Genomic DNA, 16246 nt, shown 5'->3' with positions numbered 1-16246 from the left:
ATGGGAATTATGGGATTTCTTGCGGGCGGCGCAGGTCCTTGATGTAACGGACCAGTTCCACCGCGATCTCGTACTTGCCGAAGGGGGGGATCAGGTAGAAACCGCCGGCCTTGGCGCTGGCCCTCTCGATGAATTCCCTGGCGATGGCGAGACCTTCGGCGACACCTTCGTCGCCGCTCTTGCCGGCCATGCGCTTGCGGATCTCCTCGGGGATGACGATGCCGGGCACTTCGTTGTGCAAAAACTCGGCGTTCCTGCCGGAAACGAGCGGCAGCACGCCGGAAAGGATCGGAATGCCCAGGTGCGCGGTCTGCTCCATCATCTCCTCAAACCGCGCGATGTCGTAGATCGGTTGAGTCTGGGCGAAACGGGCGCCGTTGGCCACCTTCTTCACCAGCCGCCGCACCTGCACCTCCATGTTCTGGGTGTTGGGGTTGAAGGCGGCGCCGATGGTGAAACCGGTGCCGGAGCCGATGGGATTGCCCAAGGCGTTCACCCCGCTGTTCAGGTCGCTCAAGAGCTTGATCAGCGTGAATGAGTTGAGGTCGAAGACAGAGGACGCACCCGCCTCGTCGCCCAGGCTCGCCGGATCGCCGGTAACGGCCAGTATGGAAGTGACCCCCATGAGGCTCGCCCCCATCAGCTCGGACTGCATCCCGATCAGGTTGCGGTCACGGCAGGTCACGTGCGCGATCACCTCGATCCCCACCTCGCGGCGTATCAGCGAGGCGAGCGCCAGGTTACCCATGCGCACGCGGGCCAGCGGGTTCTCGGCCAGGTTGATGGCGTGGGCTCCCGCCTCCTTGAGAGCGCGGCTTCCGGCCAGCACACGGGCGCAATCGAGCCCCTTGGGCGGGTCGAGCTCGACCGTGATCACCGGTTCGGTGCCCCAATGGGCGAGGAAACCTGCCTGAAGCTCCCCTCGCCCTTCGGGCCTTCGCCCACCGTAGGGCTTCGGTCCGCAGGCGGGAGAGGGGCTGGGGGTGAGGGCTTCGCTGACGGCAATACTCTCGCTTTGTGGCAGCGCCCTCACCCGCCCTTCGGGCACCCTCTCCCGGAGGGCGAGGGTAAAATTCAGGCTCCCCTGCATCCTTGCGGTCATGGCGCGGATATGCTCCGGCGTGGTGCCGCAGCAGCCGCCGACCAGGGAGGCACCGGCGGCGACCAGCTCCTCGGCGCGATCCGCGAAGTACTCCGGGGTGGTGCGGTAGATGTAGCGGCCGTCGATGTACTCGGGGAAGCCGCTGTTGGGATAGGCGGCCAGCGGCAGCGAACAGGCGGCCGCGATCCGCTTCACGGTCGCCAGCAGTTCCAGCGGCCCGGCGCCGCAGTTGGCACCCACGACGTCTGCGCCGGCGGCGGCGAGCGCACGCGCGGCCCCCTCGGCGGAGGCTCCTCCGGGAAGGCGCCCCCCCTCCCCGAAAGCGAGGTTCGCCACCACGGGGAGACCGATCTCCTTGGCCGCCGCCAGAGCGGTCAGCAGTTCGTCCAGTTCGGAGAAGGTCTCCAGGATCAGGAGATCCACCCCGCCCTCGGCGAGCGCCGCCGATTGTACCCGGAAGCAGTCGGCGACCTGCTCCGGCGACAGCTCACTCTTGCCGCGTCCCAGTGGGCCGATGGAGCCCGCCACGAAGACGTCCTGCCCGTCGGCGGCGCGCCTGGCGAGCTGGGCGCCCTTGCGGTTGATCTCGGCGACCTTCCCTCCGAGTCCGATGGCGGATAGCTTGGCGCAGTTGGCACCGAAGGTGTTGGTCTCGATGACCTGCGCACCGGCGGCCAGGTACTCGCGGTGCAGCTCCAGCACCAACTCCGGGCGCACCAGGTTCAGGTGCTCGAAGTTCGCCTCCGGCGCCACCCCCTTTGCGTAGAGCATGGTGCCGATGGCGCCGTCGCCGATCAACACCCCTTGCGCGATCCGATCCAGGAATTTCTTCATCTAGCGTCCTCCCAGCACCTTGATCATGTGCGGCACCAGCTGCTTCTTGCGCGACATGACGCCCTTCATCTCGAAGACGTGCGGCTCGGGCTGCGGGTACCCCATGAACCTGGTGAAGGCCTGCCCCCCCTCCATGAGGAACATGGTGCTCTCGGTGGAGATGTCGGTGACCATGAGCCCGGCGAGCTCCAGACCTTCCTTTTCACGCCGCGCCGCAAGCGCCTGGCGCAGCTCGGCCTTCATCTCGTTGAACTCGCCGAAGCCGAACACCTCGACCTGGCCGACGCCGAAGGTGAGCTCGCCCTGGCTGAAGAGCTTGAAGTCGGAACCGACCACGCGCTCGGGGCTGCCGTAGCCTGAGAGCGCCCCGGACGCGGCGAAGATCTCGGCGCCGAAGGCCTCCCAGTCGAGCCCCGCGACGGCGGCAAGCCGCGCCACGGTGGCGCGGTCCTTCGGCGTCGTGGTCGGGGACTTGAGGATCACCGTGTCGGAGAGGATCCCTGCCAGCAAGAGTGCCGCGATCTGCGCGGGGGGCTCCACCTCGTGCTCCTCGTAGAGCGACGCCACGATGGTGCAGGTGCTCCCGACCGGCGCGGTAATGAAGGGAATCGGGTTGCTGGTGGGAGGGTTGCCCAGCTTGTGGTGGTCGATCACCTCGAGGATCTCCAGGTCCTCGGCGCCCGGCACCGACTGGGTGAGCTCGTTGTGGTCCACCAGGATCAGGGCGTAGGGAAGCGGTGCGAACAGCGAAGACTTGGTGGCGACGCCAGCCAGGGTGCCGTCCTCCTCGAGGACCAGCACGGCGGTCTCACCGGAGTGCAACAGCTTGTCCCGCAGCCGTCCCAGCGGTTCGCCGACCGACACGCTCTCGAAGGTCGGGACTGCCAGGGCCAGCGCGGGGGTGGCCAGGCGTGCCCGGGAAATGGTGGCCGCGGTGTCCAGCGGCGTGGAGAGAAGCGCCACCCCGCGGGACTCAGCCAGGCGCACCACCTCGTCGGTCACCGGGAGTCCGCCGGTCACCACCAGAAGGCGCACGCCGCGTTCGATGGCCGCCTTCTGGATCGAGGTGCGGTCGCCGGTCACGACCACCAAGGTGGCGGGATCGAAGCCGGAGATCCGGTCGATGAAAGACTCCTCGGCCATGGCCCCGACGAAGAGGTGCAGGCTCTCCACGGCGGGATCGGCACAGCCGGAGAGAAAGCTTCCCTGAAGGCAGGCGGCCAGGGAGGCGAGCGAGGCGGAAACCAGTCGCAGCGACTCGGCGCCGGTCACCAGCGAGCGCTCCGCGATCTTTCTGAGCGGGATCACCCCTTTGGGGACGCCGGCGCCGTCCAGCACCGGCAGCACCCGGATGGAGTTGTGGTGGAACTGCTCCAGGGCAGTCAAAAGCGGGGCATCGGCGGCCACCGTGATCGGGGTGCGCTGGATCACGTCGCGCACCTTGGGGTGCACGTCGGCCAGGTACAGCGGGGCTTCGATGCCGAGCCTCCCCAAAAGCCAGGTGGTCTGCGGGTTGAGGTTGCCGGCCATGGCGGCAGTGACCCGCTCGTCCCCAAGCGCCCGCTTCAGGTGGGCGTAGGCGAGGGCCGAGGCGATCGAGTCGGTGTCCGGGTTTCTGTGGCCGATAACGAAAATCTGCTTGTCCATGTTTCCTTTCGTGTGCGTCCTGCGTCTGTCGGCGGAAACCTCGTTCCCGGCCGCCCCCTGCGCAGGACGGAAAAATTAAATTAGTCGTTTTTTTGGCGCGCGCCGTATAGAATGGCGCCGGCAAAGAACGCGCGACAAAGGAGAGCAAGGCATGCATGCAGCAGTACAGTGGCTGGTCGAAACCATAGGGGCAATGGGCTACCCCGGCATTTTTCTCCTGATGGCCCTGGAGAGCTCCGTCTTCCCCATACCCAGCGAACTGGTGATGCCGCCGGCGGGTTACCTGGCCCAGCAGGGGCAGATGAGCATGGTGGTGGCCATCGTCTGCGGCACCGTGGGTAGCCTCATCGGCGCCTACGCCAACTATTTCGCGGCGCACTACCTCGGCCGTCCGCTGATCCTGAAGTACGGCAAGTACGTCTTCATCACCGAGGAGAAGTTCGCCAAAGTCGAGCGCTTCTTCAAGGACCACGGCGAGATCTCGACTTTCATCGGGAGGCTGCTGCCGGTGGTACGCCACCTGATCTCACTTCCCGCGGGCCTGGCCGGGATGAACCACATCAAGTTCTCCCTCTACACCCTGCTCGGCGCGGGGATCTGGGTCACCGTGCTCACCTTCATCGGCTACTTCATCGGGAGCAACCAGGAGCTGATCATGCGCTACTCGCACCAGGCGCTCATCGGCGTCGTCATCGCCAGCGTCGTGATCATCGCCGTGTACGTTCGCCTGCAGCGCGGCAAGAGCGCGGACCCCGCGGAGTAACCCCCACCATAAAGCAAGGGCGGGTCCAGGACCCGCCCTCAGTAACGTCTTTGTTACCCGTACCGCGGAAGGGAAACCTTCCGCTTCGCCTTCTACTTGGGAACCTTCTCCCAGTCTTCCAGGAATTTCTTGATGCCGGCATCGGTGAGCGGGTGCTTGGCAAGCTGCAGCATGACCGAGTACGGAATGGTGCAGACGTCCGCGCCGATGAGAGCGGAATTGAGCACGTGCACCGGGTTCCTGATGCTGGCCACGATGATCTGGGCGTCCATGCCGTAGTTGTCGAAGATGGTCCTGATCTCTTCGATGATCCCCATGCCGTCCTGGGAGATGTCGTCCAGGCGGCCGACGAACGGAGAGACGTAGGTGGCGCCGGCCTTGGCGGCAAGCAGGGCCTGCATCGGGGTGAAGATCAGCGTGACGTTGGTCTTGATCCCCTGCTTGTACAGGGTCTTGGTCGCCTTGAGCCCTTCCGGGGTCATCGGGAGCTTGATGACGATGTTGGGGTGGATCTTGGCCAGCTCGGTTGCCTCGGCGATCATGCCGTCGTGCTCCAGGGAGATGACCTCCGCGGAGATAGGGCCGTCCACGATCTCGGTGATCTCCTTGATCACTTCCTCAAAACGCCGGCCGCTCTTGGCGATCAGGGAGGGGTTGGTGGTGACGCCGTCCACCAGTCCCAGTTCGTTGGCCTCCCGAATCTCTTTAACGTCCGCTGTGTCGATAAAAAACTTCATCTTTCCTCCGGTTATGTTGTTAGTGCCCTTGCTGCATCTCTTCGAATTTTTTTAAACAGTCCATGGAACAGAAGTGATAACGCTTCCCCTCCAACCTGCCGACCACCGCGTCGGCCTCGGCTATGTACACGCCGCAAACCGGGTCCTGGAAGGTCTCGGCGGCGGCAGGTTCCTTTTTAGCTATCTTTTCGGCCGACTTGCCGACGAACATGCGGTACACGAGGTACGCCAGCAGCGCCCAGATCAGAAACTTCACTCGTCCCCCCTCAAATCCTGACCACCTTCTCGGGGGAGGCCAGCTCAGTCAACAGTTCGACAATGCGCTTGCCCAGGATCGGGTGCACCAGGTCCGGTGCGATGTCGGACAACGGCTGGAGGGCAAAGCGACGTTCCGCCAGGCGCGGATGCGGGATGGTGAGCTGTTCGCTTTCCAAGACCAGCTCGCCGTAGAGGAGGATGTCGAGGTCCATGCTGCGGGCACCCCAGCGCTGCGACGGCACACGGTGAAACACACCGGTTTCCAGCTTCTTCAGCCGCTCCAGAAGCTCAAGCGGCGCCAGTTCCGTGCTGAGGCGCACCACGGCGTTGTAGAAGTTGTCCTGGGGCACCCCTCCGACCGGTTCGGTCTCGTAGAAGGGGGAAACGGCGGTGACGCGGGTGCGCGGCAGCTTGCCCAGCTCCGCTACCGCCATCAGGAGCTTCAGCTCCCGGTCGCCGATGTTGCTCCCCAGCCCTATGTATGCGCACTGTTCCACAGCCGCAGATTAGAACACAAATCCCTTTTTTTTTCAACCCTGCCCGCCGCCCGGGCTAAAGCCGCCATCGGTGCGGTACGGACCGATTCGGAGGATGTCTTTTCTAAGATTAAGTGCTATAGTATACGATCTTAATAAGACTTGGGACCACCCCACCAGCCCCGCCCACCCGCAGCCAGCTGCGGCTACTTCGTGCGAGCACATGATCATGAACGACGCCAAGATGACCAAATCAGATTTGTACGAAGCCCCCAAAGACACCGGCCTGGACGACATGGAGACCGAGGAGCTGGTGCGCCTGGGCAGCGAGGCCCTGGAGGCGCGCAAGTTCGCCGCCGCCCACCGCTACCTGCACGCCGCACTGCAAAGACGGCGTTCGCCCGAGCATCTCTCCCTGTACGCCCTGGCCCTGGCCCAGCACACCGGCAACATCCGGACCGCCCTCGCGCTATGTCAGGAGGCGGTCAAGCAGGAGCCCAAGAACTCGAACCATTTTCTGCGCCTGGGCACCATCTACCTCTCCGCCGGCAGGAAGAAAGAGGCCATCAGGGCGCTGCACCTGGGACTCAGGGTGGGGAGAAACCCCGCCATCACCAGGCTGCTGCAGACGCTGGGACATCGGGAGAAACCGGTACTCCCCTTCCTCGCCAGGGGAAACCCGCTCAACAAGTACCTGGGCAAGCTGAGAAGCAGCCTCTTCAAGAAGTAGCCTGCATCTCAAAGGGGGACAGAGCCAAAGGGGGACAGGCACCTGCGGAGCCAGTCCCCTTAGCAGCGCTTACGGAGGGACGGATGATCCAGTACCTGACACTGAAAAGCAGGGAGAGGACGGAGCTGATCGACATCACGGCGATGGTGCAGAACCTCATTGCGGCCAGCATGGTGGGGAGCGGCAGCTGCGACGTCTTCGTCATGCATACCACGGCGGGGATCACGGTGAACGAGGGGGCGGACCCGGCGGTAAAGAGGGACATCGCCAACTGCCTGGACCGGCTGGTGCCGGACGAGCACTACTTCACCCACGCCGAGGGGAATTCCGCGGCACACGTCAAGTCGACCCTGGTCGGGAGCTGCCAGCGGCTCCTGATCGACCGGGGCAGGCTCCTTTTAGGCACCTGGCAGGCGCTTTACTTCTGCGAGTTCGATGGTCCGAGGGAAAGGAAGGTGGCTGTGAGGATCTGCGCGGACTAGTCGGCGCCGAAGTGGTCGAAGCCGCGCCGGGGCGGTGTGTAGGATGAACCGTCGGGAGCGGTCAGTTGGACGCCGGTGCCTGCGGTGATCTCCCCGATCACGGAGACAGGGAGGTTCACGGAGGCACAGATGGCCGCCACCTCGGACTCCTTGCCGGCAGGGATGCAGAACAGCAGTTCGTAGTCCTCGCCGCCGGAAAGCGCCAGGGCAAAGGGGTCGTGGCCAGGAGGCAGCTTGCCGGTAGCAGCGCCCTCACCCCCGCCCCTCTCCCAGAGGGCGAGGGGAGCATGATCATTGTGCCCACAGTAAGCCAAGTAGTGCTCGGAAAGCGGGAGCCGGGCAAGCTCCAGACGCGCCCCCGCTCCCGACATCTCGCAGATGTGCCCCAGGTCCTGCAGCACCCCATCGCTTACGTCGATCATGGCGGTAACGACACCCGCCTCGGCCAGAGCCACCCCGGTCTCCACCCTTGGCGTCGGATCCAACTGGCGCGCCACCAGGAAGCCGTCCCGCACCCCCGCGAAGAGCTGTTTCAGCCCCGCCGCAGCGTCCCCGACCGTTCCGGTCACGCAGATGAGATCCCCCGGCCTCGCGCCACTTCTCTTCAAAACCAGTTCCGGACGCTGCTCGCCCAGCGCGGTAACCGAGATGGCCAATCCCCCCTTGGAGGCGCAGGTATCCCCGCCCACCAGGGTCGCGCCGTAGCGACCGGCCTGTTCCAGCATGCCCGCCATGAAGCCGTCCATGAATTCGAGCGGGACATCCTTGGGGAGCGCGACGCCGAGCAGGAAGTGGCGCGGCCGCGCGCCCATGGCGGCGACATCGGAGAGGTTGACGGAGAGGGATTTCTTGCCCAGGGTGAACGGATCGCAGAAGGAGAGGTCGAAGTGGACCCCCTCCAGCAGCATGTCGGAGGTGATCAGGGTGACCTGTCCGGGGGTGGGAGACAGCGCCGCCGCGTCGTCCCCGATGCCCAAGAGCACCGAGGGTGACGCGGCGACGTTTGCTTTGATCCTGTCTATCAGGCCGAATTCGCCCAGCTCGGCAAGTTTCAAGCCTTGCCCCTCACCGGTGCCGGGACCGGGACGCGGGTCCTGACCTTGGTTTTCGGCGGTTCAGGCTTGGCCGCCTTGGGGGCCGGGGGCGGAAACTTCTCCAGGGCGACCGCCAACACGTCGTCGATGTTGGCGGCGGTGACTATCTTGAGCTTCTTGAGGATGGTCTTGGGGACGTCCTCAAGATCCTTCTTGTTCTGTATCGGGATGATCACCGTGGTGACGCCCAGGCGCGCCGCGGCAAGGATCTTCTCCTTCAGGCCGCCGATGGGGAGCACCTTGCCGCGCAGGGTGATCTCGCCGGTCATGGCGACTTCCTTGCGCACCGGGATCTTGGTGAGTGCCGATACCAGCGCGGTCGCCATGGTCACCCCGGCCGAGGGGCCGTCCTTGGGGATGGCGCCGGCCGGAACGTGCACGTGGATATCGATGCTGGAGCTGAAGTCCTCGGGGATGTTCAGTTCCGCGGTCTTGGAGCGGATGTAGGAAAGCGCCGCCTGGACCGACTCCTTCATCACGTCGCCCAGCTGGCCGGTGAGCGTCAGCCCCCCCTTCCCTTTCATGACCGTCGCCTCGACGAAGAGCACCTCGCCCCCAACCGGGGTCCAGGCGAGACCGGTAACCACGCCGACCTCGTTCTTCTCCATCTCCTCCTCGCGCAGGAACTTGGGCGGCCCGAGGTACTTGGGCACCGTCCCGGCGGTGATGACGAATTTCTCCCCTTTCCCTTCGGCGAACTTCCTGGCCACCTTGCGGCAGACGCTGCCGATCTCGCGCTCCAGGTTCCTAAGGCCCGCCTCGCGGGTGTACTTGGCGATGATGGTGCGCAGCGCCTCCTCGGAGAAGACCGCGATCTCCTCGGTGATGCCGTTTTCCTTCACCTGGCGCGGCACGAGGTAGCGCTTGGCGATACCGAGCTTCTCCTCCTCGGTGTAGCCGGAGAGGTTGATCACCTCCATCCTGTCGCGCAAGGGGCCCGGAATGGTGTCCATCTGGTTCGCCGTGGCGATGAACATCACGTTGGACAGGTTGAAGGGAAGGTTGATGTAGTGGTCCGAGAAGCTGTTGTTCTGCTCCGGATCGAGCACCTCCAAAAGTGCGGAGGAGGGATCGCCCCTGAAGTCGGAGCCGAGCTTGTCCAGCTCGTCCAGCATGAAGACCGGGTTGTTGGAGCCTGCCTGCTTGAGTCCCTGGATGATCCGCCCCGGCAGCGCGCCCACGTAGGTGCGGCGATGGCCGCGGATCTCCGCCTCGTCGCGCACCCCGCCCAGGGAGATGCGCACGAACTTTCTCCCCATGGCGCGGGCGATGGACTTGCCCAGGCTGGTCTTGCCGACGCCGGGAGGCCCCACGAAGCAGAGGATCGGTCCCTTCATCTTCTTCTTCAGCTTCCTGACCGCCAGGAACTCGAGGATACGCTCCTTCACCTTCTCCAGGAAGTAATGGTCCTCGTTGAGGATTTCGGAGGCGCGGTTTATCTCCAGGGCGTCCTTGGTCGCCTTGCCCCAGGGGATATCCACCATCCAGTCCAGGAAGGTCCGCAGCATCCCCGCCTCGGCGGCGTCAGGGTGCATCTGCTCCAGGCGCCCGAGCTGCTTCAGGGCCTCCTTCTCGACGTTCTGCGGCATCTTGGCGTTTTCGATGGCCTTTCTCAGCTCGGCCATCTCTTCGCTTCTGGCATCGGTCTCGCCCAGCTCCTGCTGGATGGCGCGCAACTGCTCGCGCAGGTAGTACTCGCGCTGGCTCTTGCCCATCTCCTCCTTGGCGGCGGACTGGATGCGGGCCTGCATGTTGAGGAGCTCGCTCTCCTTGTTCAGGAGGTCGTTCACCTTCTTCAGGCGCTCCAGCGGATCGACCACCTCCAAGAGCCCCTGCGCCTCCTCCACCTTGAGGCCGATGTTGCTGGCGACCAGGTCGGCGAGCGCCCCGGGCTCCTGCATGTTCTCGACGATGACCATCACCTCGGGGGAGACCGCCTTGCCCAGGGCCACGATCTTCGCCAGCTCTTCCTTCACGGTGCGGATCAGCGCCTCGGATTCCAGCGTGTTCTCCGGTGCCGCCGGTTCGATGATCCGGTCGATGCGCACGGAGTAGAAGGGCTTCTCGCTGAGGTACTCGGTGATGCGCCCTTTGGTGAGCCCCTGCACCAGGATCTTCACCCTGCCGTCGGGAAGCTTCAGCATGCGCATGATCATGGCCACCGTGCCGACCTCGTAGATCGCCTCGGGGGCAGGGTCCTCGTCGCCCACGTCCCTCTGCGTGGCCAGAAAGATCATGCGGTCCTTGGACAGGGCGTGATCGACGGCCGCGATGGAGATCTCGCGTCCCACGAAAAGCGGCAGAATCATGTAGGGATAGACGACCACGTCCCGGACCGGGAGCAGCGGCAGAACATCCGGTATATTAAGTTCTTCGGTCTCCTGCCTGTTTTCCATTTATACCTCTCCTTACTGAATCGGAATCTCCCGGATATGCGGCGTTTCCCCCTTGCACCAGGGGAACTCGACCGTCAGCAGCCCGCGCCGGTAGCGCGCCTGCCCCCCCTCCAGGTCGACGCCCGGGGGGACCTCGATGGCCCTGCAGAAACGGCCGGTGCCGCGCTCAAGGCAGGTGTAGGTGGCGCCGGGTGCCGTTTCGTCCCGTGCCGTTCCCTCCACCACCAGGGTGGAGCAGCACAGGCTCAGGGTGATGTCGCCGCGATCGCAGCCGGGCAGTTCCACCTCGACCACGAAAGTGCGGTCGGTTTCGTAGATGTCGACCAACGGGGCATGTTCCTTCTCGGTGAAGCCCTCCCGCCCCTCCAGCGTGGAGAGAAAACGGAAGATCTCATCCATCTGCTGGCGGAACAGGTTCAGCCATTCCAAAGGTTCCTTGGGAATTACCGCCATCGCGCCCCTCTGTTGCACGGCTATTAATGAAAAACCGGCCCCGTGGCCGGTGCAGATGATTTAACCATCTTTATCATGAAAGTCAAGGTAATCCGCCCTAACCTGCGAGCACCCCACACCCCGTGCGGGTTTCCGGGGACAAGCGCGCGGGATCGTTAATGATTATCGTTTTGGAATTGAATTTATTAGCACCGATGTGTATAATCCGCCAACCTCACCGGGCCGCACGGCTCGGCAGTGCCCGGTTGCCCCGGGCCGAGTCCCCGCGCACCGTGACTGCGCCCCCACCACACGTTCTCTCGAATAAAAGGGCCCTACATGAAAAGATACGCAGCACTGTCGTCGCTTCTTGCGGTGACCCTGTTCAGCACCGGTTTCAGCTGGCCGTTCCCGGCGACCAACAGCTGCCTGGAGGCGAAGAAGACCATCCTGGAGCTCTCGCCGCAGGCAAGCGAGCAGAAGAGAAAGGACGCCGAAAAGCGCGTGGCGGAACTGTGCCCCACCGGCGCCCCCGGCAGGTACTTGAAGGCGCTCGCTTTCGAGCGCAGCGGCAACATCGACGCCGCCATCCAGGAATACCGCGAGACCCTGGCGCTGGACCCGGACTTCTACCCGGCCAGCGGCAACCTCGGCCTGTTGCACCTGCAAAAAGGCGCCAGCGAAGAGGCGGCGGTCGAGCTCTCCCAGGGGCTCAAGACCGGCGACCCGCGCTACCACGGAGGGCTCGCCCGCATCCTGGCCCAGAAGGATCTGCACCAGCTCGCCATCTTCCACTACACCGAGGCGCTGGCGGCCCTCCCGGAGGACGCCTCCCTGCACACGGACCTGGCGGTATCCTACGATGCGGTCGGTCAGAAGCAAAAGGCCGAGGACGAGTACCGTAAGGCGCTCGCCATCCAGCCCGGCAACGCCCGGGCGCGCCTTGGGCTGGGCGCCCTGCTCATGGCCCGCGGCGAGGTCGACAAGGCGGTGACCGAGCTGAAGCAGGCCGCCATTGCCGAGCCCGGCAACAAGGACGTGCACCGCCTGCTCGCCGAAGGGTACGTCCGCAAGGGGGACCAGAAGAGTGCCGAGTACGAGCGGGTGCTGGCCGGCATCGTCCCCAAGGTGAAGGACACGCCCAAGGTCGATCACATGGCGCTCGCCGATCAGTACAAAGATTCCAAGGACTACGAGATGGCGATCAGCGAGTATCGCCTCAGGATCGCGGAGGAGCCGACTGACGCCGTGGCGCAGCAGCGCCTGGGCGACTGCCTGCTGGCGGTGGGGCGCGAGGACGAGGCGATGTCCTACTACCGCGACGCCATCAGGAACAAGGGTGAGAACCCGCAGCTGCACCTGAACCTGGCCGGGATCTACGAGCGCAAAGCGCTCCTGGACGAAGCGGTGGTGGAATACCGCCAGGTGCTGGCGAGCACCCCCGACAACATACACGCGCGCCAGCGTCTGGCCGAGATCTACACCCTGAGGGGAAGCTTCCCGCAGGCCCTGGAGCAGTACCAGGCGCTTATCAAGGCGAACCCCGCCGACGCCCCGACCCAGCTGAAACTCGCCCGCGCCTTCGTCAACACCAAGGACCTCGACTCCGCCATCAGCGCCTACCAGGCCGCCATCAAGCTGGATCCGGAAGCGCTCGATGCCCACCGCGAGCTCGCCAGCCTCTTGCGCAAGCGCAACGAAATGGACCAGGCCGCCAACGAGTACCAGGAAGTGCTCCGCCTGAAGAAGGACGATCAGGAGGCGCGCACCGCCCTCACCGCCATCTACGTCAAGAACAAGAACTACGACTCCCTTGCGAAACTCCTGAAGGAAGGGGTCGAGCTCTCCCCCAGCGACCCCAACGCGCACTATAAGCTGGGGCTGGTGTACGAGTTCCAGAAGAACTACACCGCCGCCACCGACGAGTACAAGGAAGCGGTTAAGCTCAAGCCCGACCACGCCAAGGCCCTGAACGCCATGGGGCGCGTGCAGATGAAGGACGGCCACATCGCCGAGGCCAAGGAATCCCTCGAGGCGGCCCGGAAGGCCGACCCGGAACTGGAAGAGGCCCAGGTACTGTTGAGCAACATCAAGGACGAATTCACCCCGGAGCCGAGAAGCTATCGCAAGCACAAGGGATCGGGCGGGAGCAAGTCCAAGAAAGGTAAGAAAGGGAAGAAGTCGAAGGAGAAGGAAGAGAAGTCGTCGAAGAAGTCTTCCTCCAAAAAGAAGAAGTCCTCCTCGAAGAAGAAGCACAAGGAAGAGTAGCCGCCCACCCGGGCAGCAGATCATATAAAAAAGGCAGCCCTGTCGCGGGGCTGCCTTTTTTGTTTGCGGAAGGGGGACTGGCTCCGGCAGGTGCCCGTCCCCTTACTGCTTCAAAAGTTGGCTGAGCCGAAAGGAGCGTTCCGCTAGAGGGACAGGCACCTGACGGAGCCAGTCCCTTCTGCCCCAGTCCCTTACAAGAAAAAAGGCCGGGGGCAAGCCCCCGGCCTTTTTCTCTGTTCGCCCAGATTGTATTTTGTTGCTAGGATTCGTCCTCGGTCAGCGGAATGATGGCCACTCTGGCCTTTCCTTCCCCGAGGAACCCCAGTTTCCTTGCCGCGGCCCGTGACAGGTCGATGAAGGGGAACCCCTTCTTGCGGCAACGGTCGTTGACGACAACCGTGACTTCCTTGTCGTTGGCGAGGTTCCTGACCAGAACCTTCGTGCCCAGCGGAAGACTCTGGTGGGCAGCGGTCATCTTTTCCGGATGGTACCGCTCTCCCGAGGTGGTCGCTCTTCCGTGGAACTTCTTGGCATAGTAGGATGCTATGCCGACCAGTTTTTTCACCACCGACTTTTCTTGCGGTTCTGCTTTTTCTACTACCGGTTTTGCTACTTGTTCTGCAGCCAGCAGGGGAAGCGTGTGGATCGGGAGGAGCATCAGGGCCAGCACGATTACCCGTACCAGCCTGCCGCTCCGCTCGGATGATGCCATGCGCACCTCCTTTGTTGGGCGAGGCATTCGTATAACACGCTCTAACCCCAAAGTCAAGTTTCAATGAACCGTGGCCGAGCTAACCTTCTAATCTTGCGAGACTTTTCCTAGCCGACATCCGAGAGCCGCGCCGACCCGCTGTCCTCGGGCTGCGGCCTTCGCTGGTGCCGGCCGATGGTGGTCGTGTCGTTGATGATCACCACCTCGCGCGCGGAGCCGTCGACCTCCGGCGGGAAGGCGTGCCGCTTGGCCACGAACCATTTGCCGCTTTTTTTGTGCAGCAGTTCGATCCCCGGAGACTCCAGGTGCTCCTTCAGACCGTGCTCCTCGAGGAAGGCGAGACAATCCCTGCCGACGATGTCCCGGTGCGCCATGCCGGTGAAGGTCTCGACGGCCCGGTTGAAGCGCCGGATCTTGCCGAACTGGTCCGCGAGGATGAACATGTCGGAGATGCAGTCCATGATCTCTTCCCATTCGCGCCGGATCCCTTCCATCTGGTGGAAGACGTTCTTCAGCTCCTCGTGCTTCATGTACAGGCGGGCATCGCTTTCCAGCAGTTCGCGCTCCATCTGGCGCTGATCGGTGACGTCGCGGGAGATGGCGATCAGGCAGGCCTCCCCCTGGTACTCGATCACGTCCGCAGACCACAAAAGCTCGCGGATCTCGCCTGACTTGACCCGGAAGCGCACGTCCAGGTTGCGCACGTGCCCGTGCTCGTTCAACAGCTTGAGCATCACCATGCGGGCGTCGGGGTCGGCCCAGAGCATCAGCTCGGTGGAGGTCTTGCCGATCACCTCCTCCCTGCTGTACCCGGTGATCTCCTGGAACGCCTCGTTGACGTCGATGTAGGTGCCGTCCTGGGCGCGGGTGATGACGATGGAGTCCGGCGAGGCATGGAAGGCCTTGGAGAACTTCTCCTCCGAGTTCCTGAGCGCCTGCTCGGCCTCGAGGCGCCAGGTGATGTCCTGGGCGGTACCAAGCATGTGCAGCGGCTTGCCCTGGGCGTCGTAGGTAACCTCGGCCCGGGCGGAGAGGGTACGCGTCGCGCCGTTGGGGAGCACGATGCGGTAGTCCAGCTGGCAGGCCCTGCGGTTGTATATGGCGTCGTTCACGGAACGGATCACCTGCTCGCGGTCCTGGGGGTGCACCGCCTGCAGCACCAGTTCGTGGGTCGGCACGAACGAGTCGGGATCGACATCGTAGATACGGTACATCTCGTCCGACCACTCGAGCGTGTCGCTGCCGAGATCCCAGTCCCAGTTGCCCAGGCGTGCGATGCGCTGCGCCACGGCCAGGGTGGCCCGGCTTTCCCTGAGCGCCTCCTCGACCTCCTTGTGGGCGCTGATGTCGACCAGGGAAAGCACCGAGCGGTCGGTCCCCTCGATGGCAGCCCAGTTGCCGGCCATGGTCCGAATGCCGTCCTTGCCGGAGAGCTGAACCTCGAAGCTGCGGCGCGGGGAAGCGGAGGGAGCACCCTCGTCCGGGGCGGAGACCCCGTCGCTGCCGCAGCTGCCGATGAACTCGGTCCAAAGTCTCTTCCCCTCGAGCTCGCCGCGCGAAAGTCCCGTCACCGCTTCGAAGCCGCGGTTCACCATCTGCAGCGTCCCGTCGGGAAGGATGATGGCCATGGCGGTGCCGGTGTCCTCGAAGATGGCGCGGTACCTCGCCTCGGACTCCTCGAGCCGCTCCTGCGAGATGCGTCGCACGGTGATGTCGCGCGCGACGAAGAGCACCGTGCGCACCCCCTGCTCCAGGGCCCCGATCGGGTGCACCGAGATGTCCTCGTAGCGGTTCCTGCCGTCCTCGGCGCGGTAGCAGATCTCGCTGTTCAACGCAGTCCCGCTGCAGGCGCAGTCCGAGATGAGGCTCATGATCTGGTCGCCGAGCCCCTGACGTGCCACCAGCTCGGCGAAGGAGCACCCTCGCGCGGTCTCTTCGGTCAGGGCGTGGTTGGCGAGAAAGACGCCGTTGCAGTTGACGATGGTATAGTCGGCGGTCTTGAGGACGCAGATGGCGTCGCGGGAGGATTCCAGGAAGATCTGGGAGAGATCGTCGGAATGGCGCAGGGCCGTCTCCACCCTGCGGCCGCGCTCGCAGACCACGGAAAGGGAGGCGAAGAAGGCGCCGAGCAGGCAGGCGTAGAAGGTGCGCATCCAGATCTCGTAGGTATTCGGATCGTGGAGCTGCCGCAAGAACGGTTCACGCCCCATGATGGTGGCGTCAAGCAGCGCGTCCCCCACCCAGAACAGGACGATGAAGGTCCCCCCCACCGCTATGTGCCGCTTCCAGTTGAACGGCTTGGTCATCCAAGATCC

The 16246-nt window shown here is 64.1% G+C and carries 14 protein-coding genes; 4 read left to right on the top strand and 10 right to left on the bottom strand.

What is annotated here, in order from left to right:
- Window positions 1-7: 7 nt before the first annotated feature.
- Both KP004_RS02345 and KP004_RS02340 read right to left on the bottom strand, forming a co-directional pair.
- Window positions 8-1936, bottom strand: coding sequence for a bifunctional homocysteine S-methyltransferase/methylenetetrahydrofolate reductase (locus KP004_RS02345; protein ID WP_216800783.1), 1929 nt, complete (start codon window positions 1934-1936; stop codon window positions 8-10).
- Window positions 1937-3583 carry a putative manganese-dependent inorganic diphosphatase gene (locus KP004_RS02340; protein ID WP_216800782.1) on the bottom strand — a complete coding sequence of 549 codons (1647 nt, stop codon included), beginning with the start codon at window positions 3581-3583 and terminating at the stop codon, window positions 1937-1939. It abuts the gene before it with no gap.
- A gap of 151 nt (window positions 3584-3734) precedes the next feature.
- On the opposite strand from KP004_RS02340, the gene KP004_RS02335 reads away from it, so the two are divergent.
- On the top strand, window positions 3735-4346 hold the full coding sequence (locus KP004_RS02335; RefSeq protein WP_216800781.1) for a DedA family protein: 612 nt from the start codon (window positions 3735-3737) through the stop codon (window positions 4344-4346).
- Between the two features lie 92 nt (window positions 4347-4438).
- On the opposite strand, the gene fsa is transcribed toward KP004_RS02335, so the two are convergent.
- From fsa to folK, 3 genes are read right to left on the bottom strand one after another with little or no spacing between them, the layout of a single operon-like run.
- Window positions 4439-5083, bottom strand: coding sequence for a fructose-6-phosphate aldolase (gene fsa / locus KP004_RS02330; RefSeq protein WP_129127247.1), 645 nt, complete (start codon window positions 5081-5083; stop codon window positions 4439-4441).
- 19 nt (window positions 5084-5102) lie between these two features.
- A complete protein-coding gene (locus KP004_RS02325; RefSeq protein WP_216800780.1) occupies window positions 5103-5339 on the bottom strand; it encodes a YHS domain-containing protein in 237 nt (78 codons plus the stop codon).
- 10 nt (window positions 5340-5349) lie between these two features.
- On the bottom strand, window positions 5350-5838 hold the full coding sequence (gene folK / locus KP004_RS02320) for a 2-amino-4-hydroxy-6-hydroxymethyldihydropteridine diphosphokinase (RefSeq protein WP_216800779.1): 489 nt from the start codon (window positions 5836-5838) through the stop codon (window positions 5350-5352).
- A gap of 223 nt (window positions 5839-6061) precedes the next feature.
- Between folK and KP004_RS02315 the strand changes: the two genes are divergently transcribed.
- Window positions 6062-6547: a tetratricopeptide repeat protein gene (locus KP004_RS02315; protein WP_216800778.1), complete on the top strand. Its 486-nt coding sequence runs from the start codon at window positions 6062-6064 to the stop codon at window positions 6545-6547.
- Window positions 6548-6630: 83 nt separating this feature from the next.
- Complete coding sequence (locus KP004_RS02310) at window positions 6631-7029, top strand: secondary thiamine-phosphate synthase enzyme YjbQ (RefSeq protein ID WP_216800777.1); 399 nt, start codon at window positions 6631-6633, stop codon at window positions 7027-7029.
- Here the strand turns inward: KP004_RS02310 and thiL are convergent.
- Genes thiL through KP004_RS02295 form a run of 3 tightly spaced genes read right to left on the bottom strand, consistent with a single transcriptional unit; the run spans window position 7026 to window position 10972 of the window.
- Window positions 7026-8084 carry a thiamine-phosphate kinase gene (gene thiL, locus KP004_RS02305; RefSeq protein ID WP_216800776.1) on the bottom strand — a complete coding sequence of 353 codons (1059 nt, stop codon included), beginning with the start codon at window positions 8082-8084 and terminating at the stop codon, window positions 7026-7028. The genes KP004_RS02310 and thiL overlap by 4 nt on opposite strands.
- On the bottom strand, window positions 8081-10519 hold the full coding sequence (gene lon / locus KP004_RS02300) for an endopeptidase La (protein WP_216800775.1): 2439 nt from the start codon (window positions 10517-10519) through the stop codon (window positions 8081-8083). Before lon ends, thiL begins: the two co-directional genes overlap by 4 nt.
- A gap of 12 nt (window positions 10520-10531) precedes the next feature.
- Entirely contained in the window at window positions 10532-10972 is a 441-nt protein-coding gene (locus KP004_RS02295; RefSeq protein WP_216800774.1) for an Hsp20/alpha crystallin family protein, read from the bottom strand.
- A gap of 318 nt (window positions 10973-11290) precedes the next feature.
- On the opposite strand from KP004_RS02295, the gene KP004_RS02290 reads away from it, so the two are divergent.
- The gene (locus KP004_RS02290; RefSeq protein WP_216800773.1) at window positions 11291-13219 is read left to right on the top strand and encodes a tetratricopeptide repeat protein; all 1929 of its coding nucleotides are present in this window, start codon (window positions 11291-11293) and stop codon (window positions 13217-13219) included.
- Window positions 13220-13478: 259 nt separating this feature from the next.
- Here KP004_RS02290 and KP004_RS02285 read toward each other — a convergent pair whose 3' ends face one another.
- The gene (locus KP004_RS02285; protein WP_216800772.1) at window positions 13479-13931 is read right to left on the bottom strand and encodes a septal ring lytic transglycosylase RlpA family protein; all 453 of its coding nucleotides are present in this window, start codon (window positions 13929-13931) and stop codon (window positions 13479-13481) included.
- Between the two features lie 107 nt (window positions 13932-14038).
- Complete coding sequence (locus tag KP004_RS02280; RefSeq protein WP_216800771.1) at window positions 14039-16237, bottom strand: PAS domain S-box protein; 2199 nt, start codon at window positions 16235-16237, stop codon at window positions 14039-14041.
- Window positions 16238-16246 lie beyond the last annotated feature (9 nt).

The organism is Geomonas oryzisoli (assembly GCF_018986915.1).
GTDB classification, from domain to species: domain Bacteria; phylum Desulfobacterota; class Desulfuromonadia; order Geobacterales; family Geobacteraceae; genus Geomonas; species Geomonas oryzisoli.
Note: the sequence above shows the minus strand (reverse complement) of the source record. Positions and strands in the feature narration are given on the sequence as shown.